Below are 20,532 nucleotides of genomic sequence, written 5' to 3'. Positions count from 1 at the left end.
ATGCCGGGACCATCGCCGCAACCGGCTCCAACGCTGCGCAAGATGAAAGCTTCGCGTTTCCGCCGGTTGCTCACACCGCGCCATTTGGCGTATTCAAAGCCGCCGAGGCTCTAACCGCCGCTGGATGAAAGTTCAGTGGCAGGTCACCGCCACCGCAGTTGTTATTGGCGCAGACCGCCACCGCAGTGCCCACGAGCGCGACAGCGACAAGTGCCGCGGCAGCTTGCCTTTGCTGAGCGACCATCTGCTCGCATTCCAGCATGCTCAAGCCACGCCGGTTTACCTCGGACACCAACTGGAATTGGAAAGCTGGGTCTTTGGTCTCAAGAGCTGTTTTGCACAGCGCGGCCTTGCTCACGGCAGAAGGCTTCTTATTGAAGTCGGCTTGTGTCGTCGTGCAGCTCGCCAGCGCAAGCGAAATCGCCGCGGCGCCTATGCATCGCGTCAGATAGGTGATTTTCACGGATAACCCCTTAGTTGCCCGCGCCCACCATCGCAGAAATCATTGCGACGTCAAATTGCACATTAAGATATCGTTAACACGCCCAAGGAGTGCAATGAGGGATCAACGGTCCCAATAATTTGCCTTTGCCGGCGGGTCTCCCTCCGGGTCATGCAGCTCATCGTCGCCGGGGAAAAGGTTAGCTGCCTTGAGGCTATTCGAGAGTGTCATGACGTCATTCTGATCTTCGATGAATTTCAACCTTGCCTTCGCCCAGTCTATCATTCGCCTATATTCCGGCGGAGAACTGTCGTAATTGGAACCCGCAGCTTGTATCGTTGACGATAGGTCGGCCACTTCCCGCTGATATTCGGCGAGTTGCTTGAGAAAACTCAGCCTGTTGTCCTCTCGTACCTTTCGAAGCTCTTGAAGCTTTCTGCGGTGAGCAAGATGTTGCCGCAGACGTTCCTGTTCTTCACGCTCCTCTCGCTGCGCCTTGTCAAAGACGAGATGAAACAGAACGCCGTCGGCCATGGACTCCAGCATCGTCTCAAGGGATTGATGCTTCCCGTCACTCCATTTTTTTCGGGCGCCCTCAGCCCAGTTATGGATTTCAAAGGTCAACTTCCCTGTATAAACATAATCGAATTCCGGCCAAAACCGCTCACCCCACAGCCACTCACCGCGCCGGCGCGCCAATTCTCTCTTTCGTTCGAAGTCTTGCTCCTTCTTCAGTTCAGTAGGTGTCGGCTCGTGTTTCTGACGGCGATATTCCTCGGTCAGATCGAACCGCACCTGGTCGACACCAATCGATGCCACTATGTTTTCGCTGGTGCAGGTGAGCGATATCCCCCGTGGGTCAAGCTCGACGGCTAAATGGTGCAGGATTGCAATCGATCTGGTCAGGCACGACCTATTGATGCGAACATCCGAGACCTTGATCTCTCCGTCTTCGTCTGCCTTTGCAGATTTCAGATCTCCAACCAACCCCGCGATTGCAGGATGCGGCTTCCGAACGGGCTCTAGTTCCTGTCGAGCGGGCGGCGAGGGCATAGCGGTGCGCGGTTCAGCAATCGGAACCTGTCGGGCTAGCTTACCTTTAGGTTCGTCTGTCCGAGAAACCTTGGCCTGCTGAACGGCGCTGGTTGCAGCCTCTATGGCAAAGGCGACATAAGGGTTCACTGCGACCTTGCTGGCTCCTATATGGACGGTCTCAAGCTCAGGCGTGTACATCTTTCGCAGCGGCGTTTTAGTGACGGGTTGACCAGCTTCGACCCTTGCCCAATAGCCACGGCCAGGGACTGGAATTTGGTGACGCTGGCAAGTCTTCGCCAACCCGCGATCCGACAGATCGAATTGCTCGGCGAGCTTTACAATCGGTGTGGACCAGACCAAGTCGTACAGCTCCTTGCGGGTATAGGTGCGCTTCAGATCGCTCATTGATTCCTTCTCCAAGCCGCGGCAAGGAGAGACTGCAAAGCCGTCTCGGGGAGTCAAGTCAGCCTGGTGCTATAACTCCCGACCAGGGAAGAGGCCAACCGCATGCCAGCAGCCACAACAAGTTTCCGCAAACGTCGCGACCGAATCTTCCAAGTCATCGGATTCCTCGTTGTGGCGATGCAGAAGACCGAAAGCCTCATCAATACGGCTTTGCAACTGGCTCTCCCGGCAGGCGACGCCGTGACGGTCGAAAGCTTCACGAAAGACCAGGAGGGTTTCCGCAAGGCCACACTCGGCCGCCTCATCAAGGCGATCAAAGAGAGATCCGCCATTTCGCCGGATTTTGACCAGGTGCTTGAGGCCTATCTGAAAGACCGCAACACGTTGATTCATGATCTAACCCGTATGGGAGGGTTCGACTACAAGTCAAAAGAAGGCCTGGAGCACATGGCGCGCTTTGTGGAAAACCTCAACCAGAATTACGAGGTTGTGACGAAGGTCTTCACCTCACTCCTGTGGGAATGGGCTGATCAGGTTGGTATGAACGAGGGCATGGACCGCGAACGCGTTCGGCTAATGCTTGGCGAGCTAGATGGTATTACTGAACACGTTTTTTTCTCTAAGGAATGACTGCGGCTGACGGAGCGGGGCCAGACTAGCGTCAAATTCTCAATTGTCCTGAGTAAATCTCGCTGCGTCCGTCTTGGCAAAAAAGTCGGTCAGTTCCTGCATGAACATCTGCTTACGCGCAAATCTGAGCCGGCCATCTTCGTAGCTAGCCTTTGGGCTGTACTCTTCGTGAAAGACAGCCGGACTGGGGGCATTTCTCCGACCGTGGCAATGACGATATTGCGCTGTCCTCCCACAAGGACATTGATGATTTCTCCTAAATCGAGGCGGGGCTATCCAAACGGGCCTTACATGGCTGAAAGCGCGCATATCCTCGCAAATACCAAACGGATCTATGACGGTTGGTGAGAACCCTCGCGTGTCTCGTGGCGAGTGTACAGCGAAGGCACTCGCGCCGTCGATCGACAAGCTTATCGAGGTAAATTCATCGCCAATCGTGCTTCGGCTTCCAGGTTTCATACTGCCTTTCTTCACGGCCTGATCAACCCTAGCTTCGCTCCGCTCTGCGGCTTGGCGAACGTGTTCAACGACCAAATCGACTTGCACGGCCTCCGGCATCATGTTGTTCACGCACGCCTCACGGATCGCGGGCTTTCCTGGCTGCAGATCCTGCCAAGCACCAAGGTGAAGTTGATCGCCGGGCGACACCCAATCATTCTTTTCAAGGCGGACCTCTTGGCCACTCAAACAGATCGCGGCCACCCTCGCTCCGACGTCCTTACTCTTTATGACCTCGTGGCAAAACAAACCGACGACCAACAGACGGTCGTTGAACGGCGCCGCAGCAAGCCATTTGCCATTAAGCCAAGCTGAACGCAGGTCGTCTACTAAGAACTGGATCACCAGCAACAGTGGCAAGTGATGTGCGACATAAGCGCTAAGCCGATGGGCAAGGAAGGTGGCCGTGTCCCATCGATCGAATCGTGCCAAGCCGGTGAAAGTGCACGCGAATTGATAATCGGGGCTGGTAACGATGGCGGCCTTATTTGCGGCGTCGTCTTTGACTTGAGAATCTGCCGTTAGCCGTCGATCAGATACAACAATCCAAGTGCCGCGGGTGCTGAGTGCGCCAACAATTAGTGTCATGACTTGCCTGTGCGCTCGCTGGGGACAAAATATCGTCTAGCGCCTTGGGGGGAATACGACGCCCAGAGCCTGACTTCCTTTGCCTTCTCGTTTATATCATTGAGAGCATAGACGGAAGGAATTCGCCTTACAGGTGGGCCGCCATTATTTGGAGGGAGAGAATGGTCAGGTCAACGCACTAAGCAGCGCTTTGAACGTCGGGACGTTGACCTCATATTTACAATCGCGACCGAAAATGATCTCTCCCTATTCGGGGTTTCCGGAAGAAAATGACCAAGCGACCGAAAGCGACAATCAAGCCTGCCCTTCTGATATGGGCACGAGAAACTGCGGGATTCGATTTATCGATCGCGGCGGAGAAGCTTGATGTCGATGAGGAAAGACTTGCTGCTTGGGAAGCAGGCGAGGATCAACCGTCAATCCCGCAGTTGCGGAGGGCCGCTGAACTCTACAAGCGGCCACTCGCAGTGCTCTACCTTCCCGAACCTCCGTTGACGTTCCAACCCATGCACGACTTCCGGCGCTTGCCGGATCTGGGGATGAGGCGATTCACGCCGGAGTTGACGCTTGAGATCCGCACAGCTCATCAGCGACGTGAGCTCGTTCTTGAGCTGTTCGAGGACGCTGAGGAAGAGCCAAGTGGTTTCGCGCTCAAAGCAAGCATCAAGGATGACCCGGAAGCAGTAGGCGCCGCCATTCGAAAAGCTCTCAAAGTCGATTACAAGCTTCAGTCTCATTGGCGTGATCCGCGGGTCGCCTTCATTGCCTGGAGGTCGAAGATTGAAGATGCAGGCGCGCTCGTTTTCCAGRCATCGAGGATCGAAGGCGATGAAGCATCCGGTTTTGCGATCTGGGCCGACACCTTCCCAGTCATGGTCGTAAACCGAAAAGACGCCTATCCTCGTCGTGTCTTCTCAATGCTGCACGAGTTGACGCACCTGATGCTACGGCAGAGCGGTGTTTCCGATCTGGAAGCTGATGGCCCTCGCCCGCAGGACGACGAGCGCGTAGAGGCGTTCTGCAATCAGGTAGCGGCCGCAGCCCTTATTCCACAAGATTTGCTGTTGGCCGAGCCGATCGTGTTGGCACGCGGAGCTGGTCGCCACGAATGGAGTGACACAGAAATCCAGTCGCTGTCTTTGACCTACAGTGTCTCAAGAGAGGCTATCGTGAGGCGCTTGCTGTCTCTGCAGCGCGCGTCCGAGGAGTTCTACGGGCGGAAACGACGGCAATTTGCAGTCGAGTTCCAGCAGCAGCGCGAACGGGAGCGGGCGAAGAACGAAGGCAAAATCATCGCCCGCAACATGCCGCGCGAAACGATAGCCGACTTTGGAAAGCCGTTCGTCCGCCGGGTAATTGAGAACTATCGGCAAGATCGGATGAGTCTTTCCGAGGTGTCTGGCTATCTAGGCGTGAAGGTTCGGCATGTGCCTGGGATTGAGCGGCAGTTGGGTATATAATCGATGCCGGGAAAAGATGTTGCCTACTGCATCGACACCAGCTCCCTCCTTCATGCGTGGTTCCGTGCTTACCCGCCCAAGCGGTTTTCCAGTGTTTGGGCGGCTTTGGATAGGCTGATCGACGAAGGCCGCTTAATAGCCTCGATAGAAGTTCTCAACGAGCTTAAAAAGAAAGACGACGACGTCTTTGCGTGGGCTAGAGAGCGAAAAGACACCCTGTTCCAGGAAATCGATGACGACGTGCAGGAGGGGGTCGTCAGGATAATGCAGGCCTACCCGAAGCTCGTAGATACAGGGAAAGGGAAATCGGGGGGCGACCCGTTCGTCATAGCCCAGGCGTTGGCGTCCACTCCCCGATTGGTAGTGATCACACAGGAATCCGGCGGTTCCGCAGACAAGCCTAAAATACCTTATGTCTGCACCCAAGAGGGCATCCGTCACATAGACCTTCTGACACTGATCGAAGAAGAGGATTGGTCATTCTAGAGATTGTTAGAAGATTGCGTGGCCGTTCCCGGACCTCAACAGCTTCAACAAAGCGGCTCCAGCAGCCGTAAGGCATTAGTCCCTGGTACGACCTCAGCAAACTTCTGCCGGATCAGCCATTCGACAGTCGCGGAAAGCTCATCGACGCTGTATTCAGGGTGAGGGTCAGGCCAATCGTGTACATGCTGAATTCCTGACCGCCCTTGAAGCCTTCCGCTTTGATCAGGTCAATCACTGCTGCGCGGGTCTCCTCGTAGCGTTCCATCTAAATCCTCTGGCATTCTCGGCCGCTCACTTGGGCGGCCTTTTGCATGGCATCGCATTGAAAGGGCTGGTCAGGCACATACATGGCGGAAGACATGAACAACGGCAATGATGCACATCGCGTCTATACCCACGCAATCACGGCGCAGCTCGGGGAGAGGGTCACCAATCTCGGCCGGCGCCAGTCCGATCTCGAAGGCGAAATGCGTTCGAGCTTCAAGCAGGTGGAGTCGTCCGTCGCCTCGCTCGGGAACGAGATGCGGACCTCGATCGCCGCCTTGTCGACAAACATCGCGGAGAGAAAACAAGCCGCAGTGGCAGGCCATCGCCGTCGCGCTGTCGTTCTGCACCATCGTTGGCGGCTTGGTGTACTGGCCGATCAGGGACGCCACCAGCGACCTGAAATCCTCGATCGCGATCATCGCGGACAAGATGGTGACGCAAGACGAACTCGTCTGGCGCACGCAGCGGAGCGCTGAGGACAGGGCGCGGACAGGTTCCGCAGTGAAGGATCTGCGGGACGCGCAGGTGCCGCGCGCCGAACTCGACCGCGTCTTTGCCGCCTACAACCAACGGCTCTCGGATCAGCAACGACAGATCAATGAGAGCAAGGAAGCGTCAGGCAGCGTGTACGGTGCGCGCGACGTTATCATCGACCTTAAGAACAATCAGCAGAGGCTTGAGCGGGAACTCTCGGACATGAAGGCGAAGGGACCTCTTCAATAGCCGCCTTCAGTTGTGGTTTTTTACCCAGGCTCTGCCTGTGTCAGTGATGATGGCCTTAGCCGCGGGGCTAAGTTCAAAAAGGATTGTCATGAGATGATAGGCTGTCAGCACCGCCTCTTGGAGGTCCTGGCTATCTTCCAGATCTTCTACAGGAACGCCTTTCGACCGCGCCTCGTCTCTGTCGATCCGACGCCCGTGGCTGAGATGCTGCGAAGCATCGCTGAAGAATGAAGCAATCTCTTCAGATTTTGTGTCTCGGTTAGCGTCGCCTGCAAACATGTGCGTTTTCAGCCATGCGGCCACCATCCGCTCGCCGTATACCAGAGCGTTCTGCGCTTCCGTCAGAAGTGCAGGGCCAAGTGAAGCGATGATCGGTGCCCAAACATGCGCGAGTGACGGGTTGCCTGCGATATCTGCATGAGCACGATTGAACTGCTCGACAATGGCTCGCGCGGATACCGACCCGTTACCGATGAACATCTGCGGGTCGATTGGTCCTAGCTGGCTCTGCCGGCCCATCACAACTCGATTGGTCCCGAGCGTGATCATCGTACCGGCCGACATAGCGTAAACCGGGACCACAGTTTCGAGGTCGGGGAATTTGGACTGCAAGTAGGCTACGATCGTTTCGGTAGCGTTGATCGCGCCGCCCGGCGTATGCAGCAAAAGCGTGAGCCCCTTTGACCAGTCCATGCCATGGATGCTCGTCATGAAGCCATTTATGTCCTCATGCATGATTTGCGTCAGGGCCGCTGGCAGCATCGGTTTCTGAAGCCATGCTGAAGCATAGAAGACAACGTTGTGGTCGCCCCTGTGGCCAGATATCAGACTGAGCTGATTGGTAAGATTCTGGATAATCCAGTTGCCCTTCTGATCGTCGGGCTGCTGATTAACCTCGTTTAAAAGCTCCCCCCAAGCTGGCACAGTTAGCCTCGATGATAAATCGAGATGCCGAGCGGACGCTTCGGGTTTATCTCAAGGCCCAGGTTGCCGCGCGCGACGATGTCCTCAGCTGTAGAGGAGGGCGGGGTAAGCTTCTGATAAGAAGCGTAATTTTCACTTGCGTCGATCAGCTTGAGCAACTCAGGATCAACCTTGTCCAAGATATCATTCATCGTAATCATAGTCGGCTCCCTTGGAGGCTTATTGCATATGATTCTGAGAAGTGGAACTTGCGCGAAGGTTAATTTGTTCCAAAGCACTGAAATCGTTAGTTAAATAAAATGTGAATACTTAATAGGTGATTCAGGTGCCTGATTCGGCAAACTGTTAAAAGTAAAAGCCGCGGTTCTTGGTGTAGGCTTTCCACGCACGCCTGCCTGCCGCCGAGAGCCAAAAATCATCCGCCTCTCGTTCGACGAACCCACGCTTGAGTAACCGCTGCTGTGTGTCAGGGCCAAAGCTCGGTATCTCCTGCCAACCGCGTCGCTCACTCTCCGCGAGCTTGAAGAGAGCTGTCATCACAGCCTCCTCCCGCCAGTTCATTGTCGGCTCCATCGGCGGTGGTGCAGGCTTCTCACCTCTTCGGTTCAGTATCTCGTCGACCTTGTTCTCTCGCTTTGTCCCGTAAAGCCGCTCGGCGAGACTTTGTCGCTCTTGGATTTTGTCGCCAAAACGGCGCTTTTCAGTGACCGGGGCGTTCGGATCGATCGAGAAGAGCCACTCATCGATACGCGCTCGCAGGTATCGGTCACCGCGAGTTGACCCGGTGAAGCTTATCGGCTTGATCGGACAAACAGCGTCGAACGTCTCAGGGCTCAAGCCGCAATACGCTGCTGCAAGCTTCTTGTTGAGGGCTGCCGGCCACCCCGGCAACTCGTTCAAAGGCTCGCCCTTCATTTGCCTCCAGTCCGATTTTTCCTTATCACAGATCTGGCGGGCTATAGTCGATGCCTGGATCTCGATATTCAGTGAAGGCGTCGGGGCGATCCGGCGAGAAGCGAACGGTGACCCTGGCTGCTTCGATCTCGACGCGAATGCCGAATTCCTTGGCGATAGCAGCTAGGCGGCGCATTTCCGCTAGCTTGAGCAATGCTATGGGGGTCACGATTCCCCGCTGTTTTTAAATTGCTCGGTCAAGTTCTTCTTGAGCAGTAAGAAACGCGTCCCTCCAAAGCTCAGCCAGTTCGCGCTCAATCCCAGGGTCGTATGGATTGTCCGACAGAAGCTTCCCCGTTCGTGGGCCGAGTGCCCCCTGATTTATGGCTTCGCTTCTTTGCCAGTTATTTGGACGGCTCATCACGTCAACTCCCTAGATCGCAACGTCAAGCTGCCACGCATTGTAGGGGTCGGCAACCAGCTAGCACGCCCTTAATCCCCAACGCTCATAATTGCTCTCCGGTTTTCACCGCTGCATCACGAAAGGTAATCGTCACTCCATCACTGAGTGCGACGCCTGGGCATACCCTTTGGAACTGCTCGACGGCCTTTTTCACGCCGGCGCCGATGGAGCGCGCCGACATTACAGACAGCGAATGCACGTAGAGCTCTAATTGTTCGTGGGTGAATACGACTTCAAGGATGGCTGTGGTGTCCCGGATCGTCCGTTTCACGTTTTCTTCCTCACGTGGGCAGAATAAAGGCCGCGTCCGTGAGGAGCGCGGCCAAGCAAAGAGCTACTTTCATGGGGGAAAGTCCGGTTACGATGCTCGCTTCGGGTTAACAAGCCGTTAACCCTTCCAGCCCAGCGCACGGCACTGCTTCTCCGCCACGCGTCGAGCATCCTCAAGGCTGTGGTACTTTCCCGGCAATTCCTGCCGCCGGCCACGGAAGGTATAGCTGGCGCTCTTGTCGATCCGGTTAAACGTTACCAGTGGCGCCTGCTCTTTCTCGCTCATTTCGATCTCCATGCTGCGGGTGGCAGTAAACCCGCATGGCAGACAGTGGGTTCCGTTGCCCTGGACCAGAAATGGCAAAGGCCCGATCCATCCTCGTCAGATCGGGCCTTCCCTGCGCCGCCCCATGGCTAAACGAGCACGGCAGCGGCGAGATAGGAAAAGGCGGCGATTTGGTCAAGCTGAAGGTTTTTCGGATATCACTTCGCGAGGAAAAACCCCGTTTCTGACGGTGGCGAAGGTTTTGGCGATATCACTTCGCGAGGCTAAAGCGAGTTTCCGGAGCGAGCACGCGCGCGTGCGCGAGGGGTAAACCGACGATCTACAGGGTTTCCGCACCAGGTGCGCGCGCGTGTGCGCGCGAGGGAACCTGTCAAAACCCGACATTTTCCCACGAGGCCGCAGCAAAGTAGCAGCCGACTAGCAGGAAAGTAGCAAGTTAAGCCATTGATTTTCATATGTAGTCTCGGAAGTAGCGAAAGTAGCAGGTTTCCAGAAGCGAAAATATATATTCGGCTCTGCGTGATCAGACTTCATCATCCTCTCGGGCCATTCCGGACCAGGTGCGCGCGCACGCGCGCGAGGGCGTGAAATCACCCCACAAACGGTCGAAGCTTCGGTGTCATTTCATGGGTGTTAGGAATATAGGCGGTGCCATCGAGCACGGCTTCCAGCCGCGGTGATCCGGTCAGCTCTCCAGACCAGTACCGCCGGGCGCCCTCCTCCCATTTCTCTCGCACGCAATCAAGATGCGTGGCGTCCGCAATATGCAGCTTCGATGTTGTCGGCACCAACACGGCAATCACATCGCGGTCTTGGCCGGCGAACCAGTTTGCTAAAGCCCAGTCGACATCCTCCCTCGAAGTAAACAGGAAGAGCGCCTTGACGCGCGTCGGCTTGTCCGGGAACTCATTTTCGCGGACCCGTTCCCATGCGGCCTCTTTCTCGGGCTGCGCATTCAAGGCCGCGTACATCGTCGTCGCCTCGAATTCTCCGCGCCGGTTCGATGACGAAACGCTTTCCGTCCAGCCGTGCCGCAACTTCGCGTTCCAAACGACCATGCCGGTAGGATCTGTGTGGAAAAATACCTGATCGATGAACTTCAGATCCGCCACCCTGGAAACTCCTGCTGCCGCCGTGGGAGTGTCATTTGTATCTCACTGTACGGCATTATTCGCCATCGGTCGCGAAGCAAAGTGGGGAAAATAGTGGGGTCGCTTTTGTCAGGCCATCAAATTCCTAAGCAATCGCAGTCGCTTATGTGAAAATGATGGCGGAGAAGATGGGATTCGAACCCACGATACCCTCTCGGGTATACTCCCTTAGCAGGGGAGCGCCTTCGACCACTCGGCCACCTCTCCGGTTGGGAGCCTGATAGAGTCATTCGACTGGTGAATCAAGCGCTATTTCGGCTTTTCACAGTCGAGACCACAGGGCACCCGGTCTTTATGCCAGGAGCTGCTTCAGATCGGCAGCACCGTCGGCCAGAATGGCCTTGTCCGGATTGATTCCGCTCTCCAGCATCTTCTTGCCTGTCACATAGGCCTTGGCGTCGTTGATGGCGTCGACGGCGATGAACTGGCCCTTGCGGAAGTACCAGATCGAATGCGCGCCCTCGCGGGCGCCCGGGCGCAGCAGCGTTTCGTCGTAGCCGAGGTTGAAGCCGGCGATCTGCAGCTTCACGTCATACTGATCCGACCAGAACCACGGCTTCGGATCATAGGCGGCACTGCCGCCGGCAATCACCGCAGCGGCGGCATCGGCCTGGTCGACGGCGTTCTGCACCGATTCGAGCCGAATCCTCCCGCCCTGCCAGGGAAGAACGGCGCAATCGCCGGCCGCGAAAATCGCGGCATCAGAGGTGCGGGCGAACTCGTCGACGATGATTCCATTGGCGACGTCGAGACCGGCTTCCTTGGCGAGCTGGTCGTTCGGGACAACGCCGATGCCGACGATGGCGAAATCGATGTCGATCACCGACCCGTCGGACAGCTCGGCGCCGACAACACGGCCATCCTTGCCGATCAGATGCTTCAATCCGGTCTTTTCGCGGATCACCACATCATGGGTTTCGTGGGTGACACGGATGATGTCGGCTGTTTCCTTGGCGGCGACGCGCTGAAGGATTCGGTCGGCCATCTCGATGACGGTGACTTCAAGGCCAAGATGGCGGGCCACAGCCGCCGCTTCGAGGCCGATATAGCCGCCGCCTATAATAAGGACACGGCGGCCGGGGCGCATTTCGCCGGCAAGCAGGTCGRCATCGCGCTTGTCGCGGGCGACATAGACGCCTTCGAGATCGCCGCCGATGGCTGCCGGCAGCTTGCGCGGCGTCGAGCCCGTGGTCAACGCCAGCGTTCCATATTCTATAGTAGAGCCGTCCTGCAGCAGCACCTGCTTGGTGTCGCGCTTGATCTGCTCGACCCAGGTCGACAGGCGGATCTCGACATTATTGTCCGGGTACCACTGCTCCGGGCGGAACAGCAGGCGATCGAAGCTCATCTCGCCGAGCAGGTATTTCTTGGAAAGCGGCGGACGCTGGTAGGGCAGAACATCCTCGGCGCCGAGGATGGTGATCGGGCGGGTGTCCTTGAGGGCGCGAAGTTTCGCAGCCATGGCGAAACCCGCCTGCCCTGCGCCGATGATTACCAGTCTGTCCGTCACGGTCCCGCTCCCTGCAATCGTTGTTGGGGCGAGAGGTAGTCCCCGCCCCTTGCGCCGTCAACCGGAAGCGAATCTCTTCAGTCGATCTCGATCCAGCGGCGCTCGTGAAACGACTGTGCCATGGCGTGAACAGACTTCTCTATCCTAAGACCGTCTTCGAATGTCACCAAGGACGACGGCTCGCCCGAAATGGCCCGGATCAGTTCGCGGCATTCGATGATCTTCAGATCGTTGAAGCCGAGGCCGTGGCCCGGTGCGGGAATGAAGCGGTCATAGGGCTGATGCGCCGGAGCCGCGAGAATCTTGCGGTAGCCCTGTTCCGTGCCCCGTCCCGTTGCCTGATAGAGATCGAATTCGTTCATCCGCTCCTGATCATAGGCGATCGAGCCCTTCGAGCCGTAGATCTGCAGGGCGATGCGGCCCTTGCGGCCCCAGGCGGCGCGGTTCGCCATCAGCACGGCGGAGATGCCGCCGCCGAGACGCATTAGGACATTGGCCGCATCGTGATTCTCGACGGCGCGGCGGCCGCCTTCCTTCAGCGGACGATCGGCATAGGGCTTCACCATATCGGTAATGACGGCCTCGACATGGCCGAAGAGATACCAGAGCAGCGACAGCGGGTGGACGGCGAAATCGTCGAGCGCACCGTAGCCGGCCGAGAGCTCGCTCTTCCAATAGAAGAAGACATCAGGATCGGCCATGAAGTCCTCGTCCATCTCGACGCGGATGTGATTGACGGTGCCGATAGCACCTTTCTCGATCAGCGCCTTGATGTGCCGCATGATCGGGTTCTGGATATAATTGTAGCCGAGCACGGCGACCTTGCCCGATGCCTTGGCGACATCGAGCATGCGGCTGGCGTCCTTATAAGCAGGCGCCATCGGCTTTTCGCACCAGACGTGCTTGCCCGCTTCAAGCGCTGCGATCGCCATCTCGGCGTGGAACTGGTTGGGCGTCGTCACCGAGACGACATCGACCTCAGGATCCGATATCAGCGTCCGCCAATCGGCGGTCGCCTTCTCGAAGCCAAATTCGGAGGCGCGCGAGCTGGCGAGATCGGGATTGGCTTCGGCCAGATGCACGAGGCGCGGCCGCTCGACATCGCCGAAGACGGTCTTGACCGCATTCCAGGCCAGCGCGTGGCACTTGCCCATATAGCCGGTACCGATCAAACCTATGCCAAGTGGCCTCATTTTGCGTATCCTCCTCCGAAAGCGAGGCGATTTTTGGAATATTTAGATCATTTTGACAAGATGCTAATGTTGCGACATTTGCAGCATGGGCGCCGGATTTATGTCTAAAATACTGAAAATTAAGCGAATTAAAAACAATTAGAAACGCCGGGAGAAATCATCTATGGTGCGAAATATGGAATATATGTTTCATTTCTTGGATTGCCTGCATGGATAACGACGCCAAAGCGCAGACGCGCGTACCCCGCGATTTCGAGAGTCTGCGCAGCACGATCATCGAGCGGAAGGTGAGCATGCCGAAGCGCCTGGCGCAGGTCGCCGCCTTCGCGCTCAGCAATCCCGATGAAATCGCCTTCGGCACGACGGCCAGCATCGCCGCCGCCTCTGAGGTCCAACCGTCCACGCTGGTGCGGCTTGCGCATCATCTCGGTTACGAAGGCTTTTCGGATCTGCAGAGCATTTTCCGCGAACGGTTGCGCGACCGGACGCTGAGCTATGAAGAGCGTCTGGTGACGCTGGAACAGTCCGGCGGTGACGATGAGGACGCCAATCTGCTGTCGGGCTTCATCGGCGCTGCCAGCCAGTCGATCAACCGCATGGCTTCGACGGTGCAGAGCGAGACCTTCACCAAAGCCGTGGATATCCTGGCAGCCGCAGAAACGATCTATCTGATCGCCAAGCGCCGCTCCTATCCGCTGACGGCGCATATGACATACGCCTTCTCGAAGCTCGGAATCCGTCATCAGATCGTTGCCTCGCCGAATGGCGTGGACCCTGAAATGGTGCAGTTCGCAACGCCCAGGGATGCGGCGATCGCGGCGAGCTTCTCGCCCTATGCCGCCGACAGCCTGTCGCAGGCCGAAGCGCTTGCCGATCGCGGCGTACCTGTCGTTGCCATCACCGATTCGGCCTTCTCGCCGCTCGCGTCCCGCGCCACCTGCTGGTTCGAGGTGGCGGAGGCGGATTTTGCCGGGTTCCGGTCGCTCTCGGCGTCGATGGCGCTGACCATGGCATTGCCGGTGGCGATCGCCGAGCGCCGGCGCAAGACACAGGGCCAAAAGCCGTCGAAAAGCAAAATGGAATAAATATTCCGAATTGACAACAAGACGGAACCGTTGTTTCATTATTGCCAATTCGCGGACATTTCAGACCGCATAAAAATGAGCGGGAGGACAATATGGTAGAATCGAATCCGGGTTCGCAGCCCGAGGCATCTCTCGATGTGATCACCATCGGCCGTTCCTCCGTTGACCTTTACGGCCAGCAGATCGGCACGCGGCTTGAAGATATCGGCTCCTTTGCGAAATCCGTCGGCGGTTGCCCGGCGAATATCGCCATCGGCACGGCGCGGCTCGGGCTGAAATCGGCGCTAATCACCCGCGTCGGCAACGAGCAGATGGGCCGCTTCATCATCGAGCAGTCGGCGCGCGAAGGCGTCGAGACCAAAGGCATCAAGACCGACAAGGAACGTCTGACGGCGCTCGTTCTTCTGGCGGTCGAGGCCGAAGGCGTTTCGCCGATGATCTTCTACCGTTCCGACTGCGCCGACATGGCGCTGGAAGAAAGCGATGTCGATGAGGACTTCATCAAGTCGTCGCGCGCGGTTCTGGTTTCCGGCACGCATTTTTCCCGCCCCAACACCGAGGCAGCACAGCGCAAGGCGATCCGGATTGCCAAGGCGAACGGCCGCAAGGTGATCTTCGACATCGATTACCGCCCCAATCTCTGGGGCCTTGCCGGCCATGCCGAGGGCTTCGAGCGCTATGTGAAGTCAGACCGCGTTTCCTCGAAGATGAAGGAGACGCTGCCGGATTGCGATCTGATCATCGGTACGGAAGAGGAAATCCTGATCGCTTCGGGCGCCGATGACGTGCTCGGCGCGCTCAAGGAAATCCGCCGGATGTCGCCGGCAACCATCGTGCTCAAGCGCGGCGCCATGGGCTGTATCGTCTATGACGGCCCGATCAGCAACAATCTGGAAGACGGCATTGTCGGCGAAGGTTTCCCGATCGAGGTGTTCAACGTTCTCGGCGCCGGCGACGCCTTCATGTCCGGCTTCCTGCGCGGCTGGCTGAAGGATGAGCCGCTGAAGACCTGCGCCACCTGGGCCAATGCCTGCGGCGCCTTCGCGGTGTCCCGTCTACTCTGCTCACCGGAATACCCGACCTGGGCCGAGCTCGATTTCTTCCTGAAGAAGGGCAGCGAACACCGGGCGCTGCGCAAGGACGAGGCGATCAACCACATTCACTGGGCGTCGACGCGCAAGGGCGACATTCCGCTGTTGATGGCGCTGGCGATCGATCATCGCTCTCAGCTCACCAGCGTCTGCGACGAACTCGGCGTCGATTACAAGAAGATCGTCGCCTTCAAGCGGCTGGCCGTCGAAGCCGCCGCCCGGGTTGCCAACAATCGCAGTGGCTACGGCATGCTGATCGACGAGCGCTTCGGCCGCGATGCCTTCTTCGACGCCGCGACCAAGAATTTCTCCTGGATCGGCCGCCCGGTCGAGCTGCCGGGTTCGAAGCCGCTGCGCTTCGAGTTCAGCCAGGATATCGGCTCGCAGCTCGTCGAATGGCCGCTGAACCATTGCATCAAGTGCCTGTGCTTCTATCACCCGGATGATCCGGCCGAGCTGAAGCTCGAGCAGCAGGAAAAGCTGCGCACGCTGTTCGAAGCCGCCCGCAAGGTCGGCCGCGAGCTGCTGGTCGAGATCATCGCCAGCAAGAATGCACCGCTGACCGACGATACCGTCTCGACGGCGATGGAAGAGCTCTATGCGCTCGGCATCAAGCCGGACTGGTGGAAGCTCGAGCCGCAGGCATCGAGCGCCGCCTGGAAGAAGATCGATGCGGTGATCGCCAACAATGATCCATGGTGCCGTGGTATCGTGCTGCTCGGGCTGGAAGCGCCCGCCGACGAATTGCTCAAGGGCTTCGAGGCGACACTAGCCGCCCCGTCGGTCAAGGGCTTTGCCGTTGGACGGACGATCTTTGCCGATGCGGCACGCGGCTGGCTGTCGGGCAAGATGAATGACGAGGATGCGATTTCCGACATGGCGGGCCGTTTCCGCCAGTTGACCGAGGCCTGGCTGAAGACGCGCGGGCTGAACTGAGAATTTGAGGATTAGACCCCTCCTGGCCCTCTCGATTCGATGAGGGCTGGGAGGGGAAAAGTTAGAGCGAAGGTTCGGGAGGACCCGATGGGTAAGACAATCCGTTTGACGATGGCGCAGGCTGTTGCGCATTTCCTGAAGAAGCAGATGACCGTCGTCGACGGCAAGAAGGTGCCGATCTTCGGCGGTGTCTGGGCGATCTTCGGCCATGGCAACGTGGCCGGCATGGGCGAAGCGCTCTATCAGGTGAGCAGCGAGCTGCCGACCTACCGCGCCCATAACGAGCAGGGCATGGCGCATGCGGCGATCGCCTATGCGAAGGCGAGCTTCCGCCAGCGCTTCATGGCCTGCACGACCTCGATCGGCCCCGGCGCGCTGAATATGGTGACGGCCGCCGGTGTGGCGCATGTCAACCGTATCCCGGTTCTGTTCCTGCCCGGCGACGTCTTTGCCAATCGCGCCCCGGATCCGGTGCTGCAGCAGATCGAAGACTGGGGCGACGGCACGGTGTCTGCCAACGACGCCTTCCGCCCGGTCTCGCGCTACTTCGATCGCATCACCCGCCCCGAGCAGATCATTTCGGCGCTGAAACGCGCAATGCAGGTTCTGACCGATCCGCTGGATTGCGGCCCGGTGACGCTTTCGCTCTGCCAGGATGTCCAGGCCGAAGCCTTCGACTATCCGGAAAGCCTGTTCGAGGAAAAGGTCTGGGCTGTCAGGCGTCCGCAGCCCGACGCCGACGAGCTTGCCTCGGCCATCGCGCTGATCAAGGCATCGCAGAAGCCGGTGATCATCGCTGGCGGCGGCGTGCTCTATTCGCAGGCGACCAAGGAACTGGCGGCCTTTGCGGATGCGCACGGCGTTCCCGTCGTGCTGACGCAGGCCGGCAAGTCGGCGATCGACGAGCGGCATCCGCTGGCACTCGGTTCGGTCGGCGTCACCGGCACCTCGGCGGCGAATGCGATTGCCGAGGATACCGATCTCATCATCGCCGTCGGCACCCGATGCCAGGACTTCACCACCGGCTCCTGGGCGCTCTTCAAGAATGACGGGCTGAAAATGCTCGGCCTCAATATCGCGGCCTATGACGCCTACAAGCATGACGGCCAGCCGCTGGTCGCCGATGCGCGCGAAGGCCTGAAGGCACTGTCCAAGGGTCTTTCCGGCTGGAAGGCGCCGGCAGCACTGGCCGAGAAGGCGACGAAGGAAAAGAACGTCTGGATGGAGGCCGCCAGCAAGGCGATGGCGTCTACCAATGCGGCGCTCCCCTCCGACGCGCAGGTGATCGGCGCCGTGACGCGCTCGTTCGACCTCGAAAAGGCGATCGGCCTTTGCGCCGCGGGCGGTCTTCCGGGCGAAATGCACAAGCTCTGGCCGGCAACGGCACCCGGCAGCTATCATATGGAATACGGCTTTTCCTGCATGGGCTACGAGATCGCCGGTGGCCTCGGCGCCAAGATGGCGCATCCCGAGAAGGACGTCGTCGTGATGATCGGCGACGGTTCCTACATGATGCTGAACTCGGAGCTGGCGACATCGGTGATGATGGGCCTCAAGCTCAACATCGTGCTGCTGGATAACCGCGGCTACGGCTGCATCAACCGGCTGCAGATGGCAACCGGCGGCGCCAACTTCAACAACCTGTTGAAGGACTCCTATCACGAGGTCATGCCAGAGATCGATTTCCGTGCGCATGCGGAAGCGATGGGAGCGATTGCCGTCAAGGTCGCGTCGATCGCCGAGCTGGAGAAGGCGATCGCCGATTCGAAGAAGAACGACCGGACCTCGGTCTTCGTCATCGATACCGATCCGCTGATCACCACGGAAGCCGGTGGACACTGGTGGGATGTCGCCGTGCCCGAAGTCAGCCCGCGCGGCGAGGTCAACAAGGCGCATGCGGCTTATGTGAAGGCACGCGAGGCGCAGCGCGTCGGCTGAGCATTATGACGTATTAGAGCGAGTGGCCCCCTCATCCGCCCTTCGGGCACCTTCTCCCCTAGGGGAGAAGGGAACGGAGGCAGCGCCGCGAATCCCCTTCTCCCCTCGGGGAGAAGGTGGCGGCAGCCGGATGAGGGGGCCGCACTCACTGATTTAAAGAATGACGAGGAGAATACCAATGAAGGCCAAACTTGGCATGTCGCCCATCGCCTGGTGGAACGACGATCTTCCTGAACTCAGCGACGACGTATCGCTCGAAGAATGCCTGCGCCAGTCGCGTGGCGCGGGCTTTACCGGCATGGAACAGGGCCGCCGCTTCCCGAACAATCCCGGTGAAATGCTGCCGATCCTGCGCGCCGCCGACGTGACGCTGTGCGGCGGCTGGTTCTCGGGCACCCTCGTCAACGAGGAGCTTGCCGCCAACAAGGACCGCATCGCGCCGATGATCGAGCTGTTCAAGGCGGTCAACGCGCCCTGCATCGTCTATGGCGAAGTCGGCCGCTCGATTCAGGGCGACCGCTCCAAGCCGCTTGCCACCAAGCCGCGCCTTTCCGATGACGAGATGAAGGCCTATGCGGGCCGCGTCACTGAATTCGGCGAATGGTGCGCGGACCAGGGCATGCCCCTCTCCTACCACCACCACATGGCGGCCGTGGTCGAGACCGAACCGGAACTCGACGCCTTCATGAAGCATTCGGGCGCCGGTATTCCGCTGCTGCTCGACGCCGGTCACTTGGCCTTTGCCGGCGGCGACGTGCTGCGCGCCATCGACAACCACCACGCCCGCATCAACCATGTCCACGTCAAGGATATCCGCAAGCCTGTCGTCGATGGCCTCGACCGCAGCAAGCAGTCGTTCCTCGATGCGGTGGCGCTCGGCGCCTTTACTGTTCCCGGTGACGGCTCGCTCGATTTCGCCGCGATCGTCCAGCGCTTTGCCGATTACGGCTACGAGGGCTGGTTCGTCGTCGAAGCCGAACAGGACCCGCACAAGGCACCGCCGAAGAAGATGGCCGAGGTCGGCTATGCCGAACTGATGCGGGTGATGACGGCTGCGGGTTATATCGTGGAGACGGAAGGGTTTCCGAAGGGGGCTTGAACGTGAGAACCGTGGGGCGTGATACCCCCTCTGCCCTGCCGGGCATCTCCCCCACAAGGGGGAATCGACTCGCAGGCAGGTTCTCGCCAGACAACGAGAGTAGAGCGAGCGGCCGCCCCTAGATGATCTCCCCCCCTTGTGGGGGAGATGTCCGGCAGGACAGAGGGGGGTGGCCGCAGCCACGGACACATCGAGGAGGAAACACCATGCCGAATCTCAAGGTAAAACCCGCAGGCACCAGCGGCCGCGTCACCCATGTGACGCCTGAAAGCGCCGGCTGGACCTATGTCGGCTTCGACATGTACCGGCTGAAACCGGGCGAGACCGCATCGGGCGAAACGGGTGAGCGCGAGATCTGCCTCGTCTGGGTCAGCGGCAAGGGCAAGGCCTCGGCTGGCACCCGCGATTTCGGCACACTCGGCGAGCGCATGAGCCCGTTCGACGGCGCACCGCATGCGCTCTATATCCCGATGGAATCAGCCTGGTCGGTGACAGCCGAGACCGATCTGGAACTCGCCGTCTGCTCCGCACCGGGCGGCGGCACCTATGAGGCGAAGGCGATCCCGCCGGGCACGCATCCACCGCTGACGCGCGGCAAGGGCACCAATGTCCGCCACGTCAACAACATCATGCCCGAGGACGATGCCTCGGCGCATTCGCTGCTCGTCGTCGAGGTGATCACGCCGGGTGGCCACACCTCCTCCTACCCGCCGCACAAGCACGACCAGGACAACCTGCCGAACGAGAGTTTCCTGGAAGAGACCTATTACCACCGCCTCAACCCGCCGCAGGGCTTCGGCTTCCAGCGCGTCTATACCGACGACCGCTCGCTCGACGAGGCGATGGTGCTCGAAGACGGCGACGTGACGCTGGTGCCGAAGGGCTATCACCCCTGCGCCGCGACGCATGGCTATGACCTCTACTATCTCAATGTCATGGCCGGGCCGAAGCGGGTATGGAAGTTCTACAACGCGCCGGAGCACGAGTGGCTGCTGAAGGCGTAGTCCCCCGCCCCGCCCTCATTCCTGTGCCTGTCACAGGAATCCAGCCACCGCGCGTCTGCGCGGTGGGAAGAGTCCTTTCTGCCCAATGACTTGGGCAGGCTGGATCCCTGTGACGAGCACAGGGATGAGGGTGACGTTAGCTAGCGCCATGCTC

23 protein-coding genes, 1 tRNA gene and 1 pseudogene are annotated in these 20,532 nt (G+C 58.9%); 11 read left to right on the top strand and 14 right to left on the bottom strand.

Features of this window, described 5'->3' with window-relative positions:
* Positions 1-128: pseudogene (locus tag AC1DNK_RS05620) on the top strand (IS3 family transposase); the annotation flags it as partial.
* On the opposite strand, the gene AC1DNK_RS05615 reads toward AC1DNK_RS05620, so the two are convergent.
* Both AC1DNK_RS05615 and AC1DNK_RS05610 read right to left on the bottom strand, forming a co-directional pair.
* Positions 71-463: a hypothetical protein gene (locus AC1DNK_RS05615; RefSeq protein ID WP_477939816.1), complete on the bottom strand. Its 393-nt coding sequence runs from the start codon at positions 461-463 to the stop codon at positions 71-73. The pseudogene AC1DNK_RS05620 and the gene AC1DNK_RS05615 sit on opposite strands and share 58 nt — an antisense overlap.
* Positions 464-565: 102 nt before the next feature.
* Positions 566-1,882 (bottom strand): hypothetical protein, encoded by a 1,317-nt coding sequence (locus AC1DNK_RS05610; protein WP_477939814.1) that lies wholly within the window; start codon positions 1,880-1,882, stop codon positions 566-568.
* Between the two features lie 102 nt (positions 1,883-1,984).
* On the opposite strand from AC1DNK_RS05610, the gene AC1DNK_RS05605 reads away from it, so the two are divergent.
* Entirely contained in the window at positions 1,985-2,512 is a 528-nt protein-coding gene (locus tag AC1DNK_RS05605) for a hypothetical protein (protein ID WP_477939812.1), read from the top strand.
* Between the two features lie 39 nt (positions 2,513-2,551).
* On the opposite strand, the gene AC1DNK_RS05600 is transcribed toward AC1DNK_RS05605, so the two are convergent.
* Entirely contained in the window at positions 2,552-3,598 is a 1,047-nt protein-coding gene (locus AC1DNK_RS05600; protein ID WP_477939810.1) for a YecA family protein, read from the bottom strand.
* Between the two features lie 269 nt (positions 3,599-3,867).
* Here AC1DNK_RS05600 and AC1DNK_RS05595 point away from each other — a divergent pair, with 269 nt between their 5' ends.
* Together AC1DNK_RS05595 and AC1DNK_RS05590 are read left to right on the top strand one after the other, a co-directional pair.
* Positions 3,868-5,058, top strand: a complete 1,191-nt coding sequence (locus AC1DNK_RS05595) for an ImmA/IrrE family metallo-endopeptidase (RefSeq protein WP_477939808.1) — start codon at positions 3,868-3,870, stop codon at positions 5,056-5,058.
* Between the two features lie 3 nt (positions 5,059-5,061).
* Entirely contained in the window at positions 5,062-5,544 is a 483-nt protein-coding gene (locus tag AC1DNK_RS05590; protein WP_477939805.1) for a DUF4411 family protein, read from the top strand.
* A 112-nt stretch (positions 5,545-5,656) separates the two neighbouring features.
* Here the strand turns inward: AC1DNK_RS05590 and AC1DNK_RS05585 are convergent, their stop codons facing one another.
* Entirely contained in the window at positions 5,657-5,809 is a 153-nt protein-coding gene (locus tag AC1DNK_RS05585) for a hypothetical protein (protein ID WP_477939803.1), read from the bottom strand.
* 94 nt (positions 5,810-5,903) lie between these two features.
* Between AC1DNK_RS05585 and AC1DNK_RS05580 the strand changes: the two genes are divergently transcribed.
* Positions 5,904-6,287, top strand: coding sequence for a hypothetical protein (locus AC1DNK_RS05580; RefSeq protein WP_477939802.1), 384 nt, complete (start codon positions 5,904-5,906; stop codon positions 6,285-6,287).
* Positions 6,288-6,312: 25 nt separating this feature from the next.
* The gene (locus AC1DNK_RS05575; protein ID WP_477939799.1) at positions 6,313-6,534 is read left to right on the top strand and encodes a hypothetical protein; all 222 of its coding nucleotides are present in this window, start codon (positions 6,313-6,315) and stop codon (positions 6,532-6,534) included.
* 6 nt (positions 6,535-6,540) lie between these two features.
* Here the strand turns inward: AC1DNK_RS05575 and AC1DNK_RS05570 are convergent, their stop codons facing one another.
* From AC1DNK_RS05570 to AC1DNK_RS05525, 10 genes are all read right to left on the bottom strand, one after another.
* Positions 6,541-7,458 (bottom strand): SDH family Clp fold serine proteinase, encoded by a 918-nt coding sequence (locus AC1DNK_RS05570; RefSeq protein WP_477939797.1) that lies wholly within the window; start codon positions 7,456-7,458, stop codon positions 6,541-6,543.
* 2 nt (positions 7,459-7,460) lie between these two features.
* Positions 7,461-7,658: a hypothetical protein gene (locus AC1DNK_RS05565; protein WP_477939795.1), complete on the bottom strand. Its 198-nt coding sequence runs from the start codon at positions 7,656-7,658 to the stop codon at positions 7,461-7,463.
* Positions 7,659-7,803: 145 nt separating this feature from the next.
* Positions 7,804-8,373, bottom strand: coding sequence for a hypothetical protein (locus AC1DNK_RS05560; RefSeq protein WP_477939793.1), 570 nt, complete (start codon positions 8,371-8,373; stop codon positions 7,804-7,806).
* Positions 8,374-8,398: 25 nt separating this feature from the next.
* Complete coding sequence (locus AC1DNK_RS05555) at positions 8,399-8,581, bottom strand: hypothetical protein (protein WP_477939792.1); 183 nt, start codon at positions 8,579-8,581, stop codon at positions 8,399-8,401.
* A 277-nt stretch (positions 8,582-8,858) separates the two neighbouring features.
* Positions 8,859-9,086 carry a hypothetical protein gene (locus AC1DNK_RS05550; protein WP_477939790.1) on the bottom strand — a complete coding sequence of 76 codons (228 nt, stop codon included), beginning with the start codon at positions 9,084-9,086 and terminating at the stop codon, positions 8,859-8,861.
* A gap of 117 nt (positions 9,087-9,203) precedes the next feature.
* On the bottom strand, positions 9,204-9,371 hold the full coding sequence (locus AC1DNK_RS05545) for a hypothetical protein (protein WP_477939789.1): 168 nt from the start codon (positions 9,369-9,371) through the stop codon (positions 9,204-9,206).
* Between the two features lie 590 nt (positions 9,372-9,961).
* A complete protein-coding gene (locus AC1DNK_RS05540; protein WP_477939788.1) occupies positions 9,962-10,483 on the bottom strand; it encodes a hypothetical protein in 522 nt (173 codons plus the stop codon).
* Positions 10,484-10,639: 156 nt separating this feature from the next.
* Positions 10,640-10,729 (bottom strand) — tRNA-Ser (locus AC1DNK_RS05535).
* A gap of 85 nt (positions 10,730-10,814) precedes the next feature.
* Complete coding sequence (locus AC1DNK_RS05530) at positions 10,815-12,032, bottom strand: NAD(P)/FAD-dependent oxidoreductase (protein WP_477939787.1); 1,218 nt, start codon at positions 12,030-12,032, stop codon at positions 10,815-10,817.
* A gap of 77 nt (positions 12,033-12,109) precedes the next feature.
* Positions 12,110-13,225: a Gfo/Idh/MocA family protein gene (locus tag AC1DNK_RS05525; protein WP_477939785.1), complete on the bottom strand. Its 1,116-nt coding sequence runs from the start codon at positions 13,223-13,225 to the stop codon at positions 12,110-12,112.
* 209 nt (positions 13,226-13,434) lie between these two features.
* Here AC1DNK_RS05525 and AC1DNK_RS05520 point away from each other — a divergent pair, with 209 nt between their 5' ends.
* From AC1DNK_RS05520 to iolB, 5 genes are all read left to right on the top strand, one after another.
* Positions 13,435-14,310 (top strand): MurR/RpiR family transcriptional regulator, encoded by an 876-nt coding sequence (locus AC1DNK_RS05520; RefSeq protein WP_310297913.1) that lies wholly within the window; start codon positions 13,435-13,437, stop codon positions 14,308-14,310.
* 92 nt (positions 14,311-14,402) lie between these two features.
* A complete protein-coding gene (locus tag AC1DNK_RS05515) occupies positions 14,403-16,337 on the top strand; it encodes a bifunctional 5-dehydro-2-deoxygluconokinase/5-dehydro-2-deoxyphosphogluconate aldolase (protein ID WP_477939784.1) in 1,935 nt (644 codons plus the stop codon).
* An 87-nt stretch (positions 16,338-16,424) separates the two neighbouring features.
* Complete coding sequence (gene iolD, locus AC1DNK_RS05510; RefSeq protein ID WP_477939782.1) at positions 16,425-18,275, top strand: 3D-(3,5/4)-trihydroxycyclohexane-1,2-dione acylhydrolase (decyclizing); 1,851 nt, start codon at positions 16,425-16,427, stop codon at positions 18,273-18,275.
* A 178-nt stretch (positions 18,276-18,453) separates the two neighbouring features.
* Positions 18,454-19,374, top strand: a complete 921-nt coding sequence (gene iolE, locus AC1DNK_RS05505) for a myo-inosose-2 dehydratase (protein ID WP_477939780.1) — start codon at positions 18,454-18,456, stop codon at positions 19,372-19,374.
* Positions 19,375-19,580: 206 nt separating this feature from the next.
* Positions 19,581-20,378, top strand: a complete 798-nt coding sequence (gene iolB / locus AC1DNK_RS05500) for a 5-deoxy-glucuronate isomerase (RefSeq protein WP_477939779.1) — start codon at positions 19,581-19,583, stop codon at positions 20,376-20,378.
* Positions 20,379-20,532 lie beyond the last annotated feature (154 nt).

This window comes from Rhizobium sp. 01N424 (genome assembly GCF_056399485.1).
Note: the sequence above shows the minus strand (reverse complement) of the source record. Positions and strands in the feature narration are given on the sequence as shown.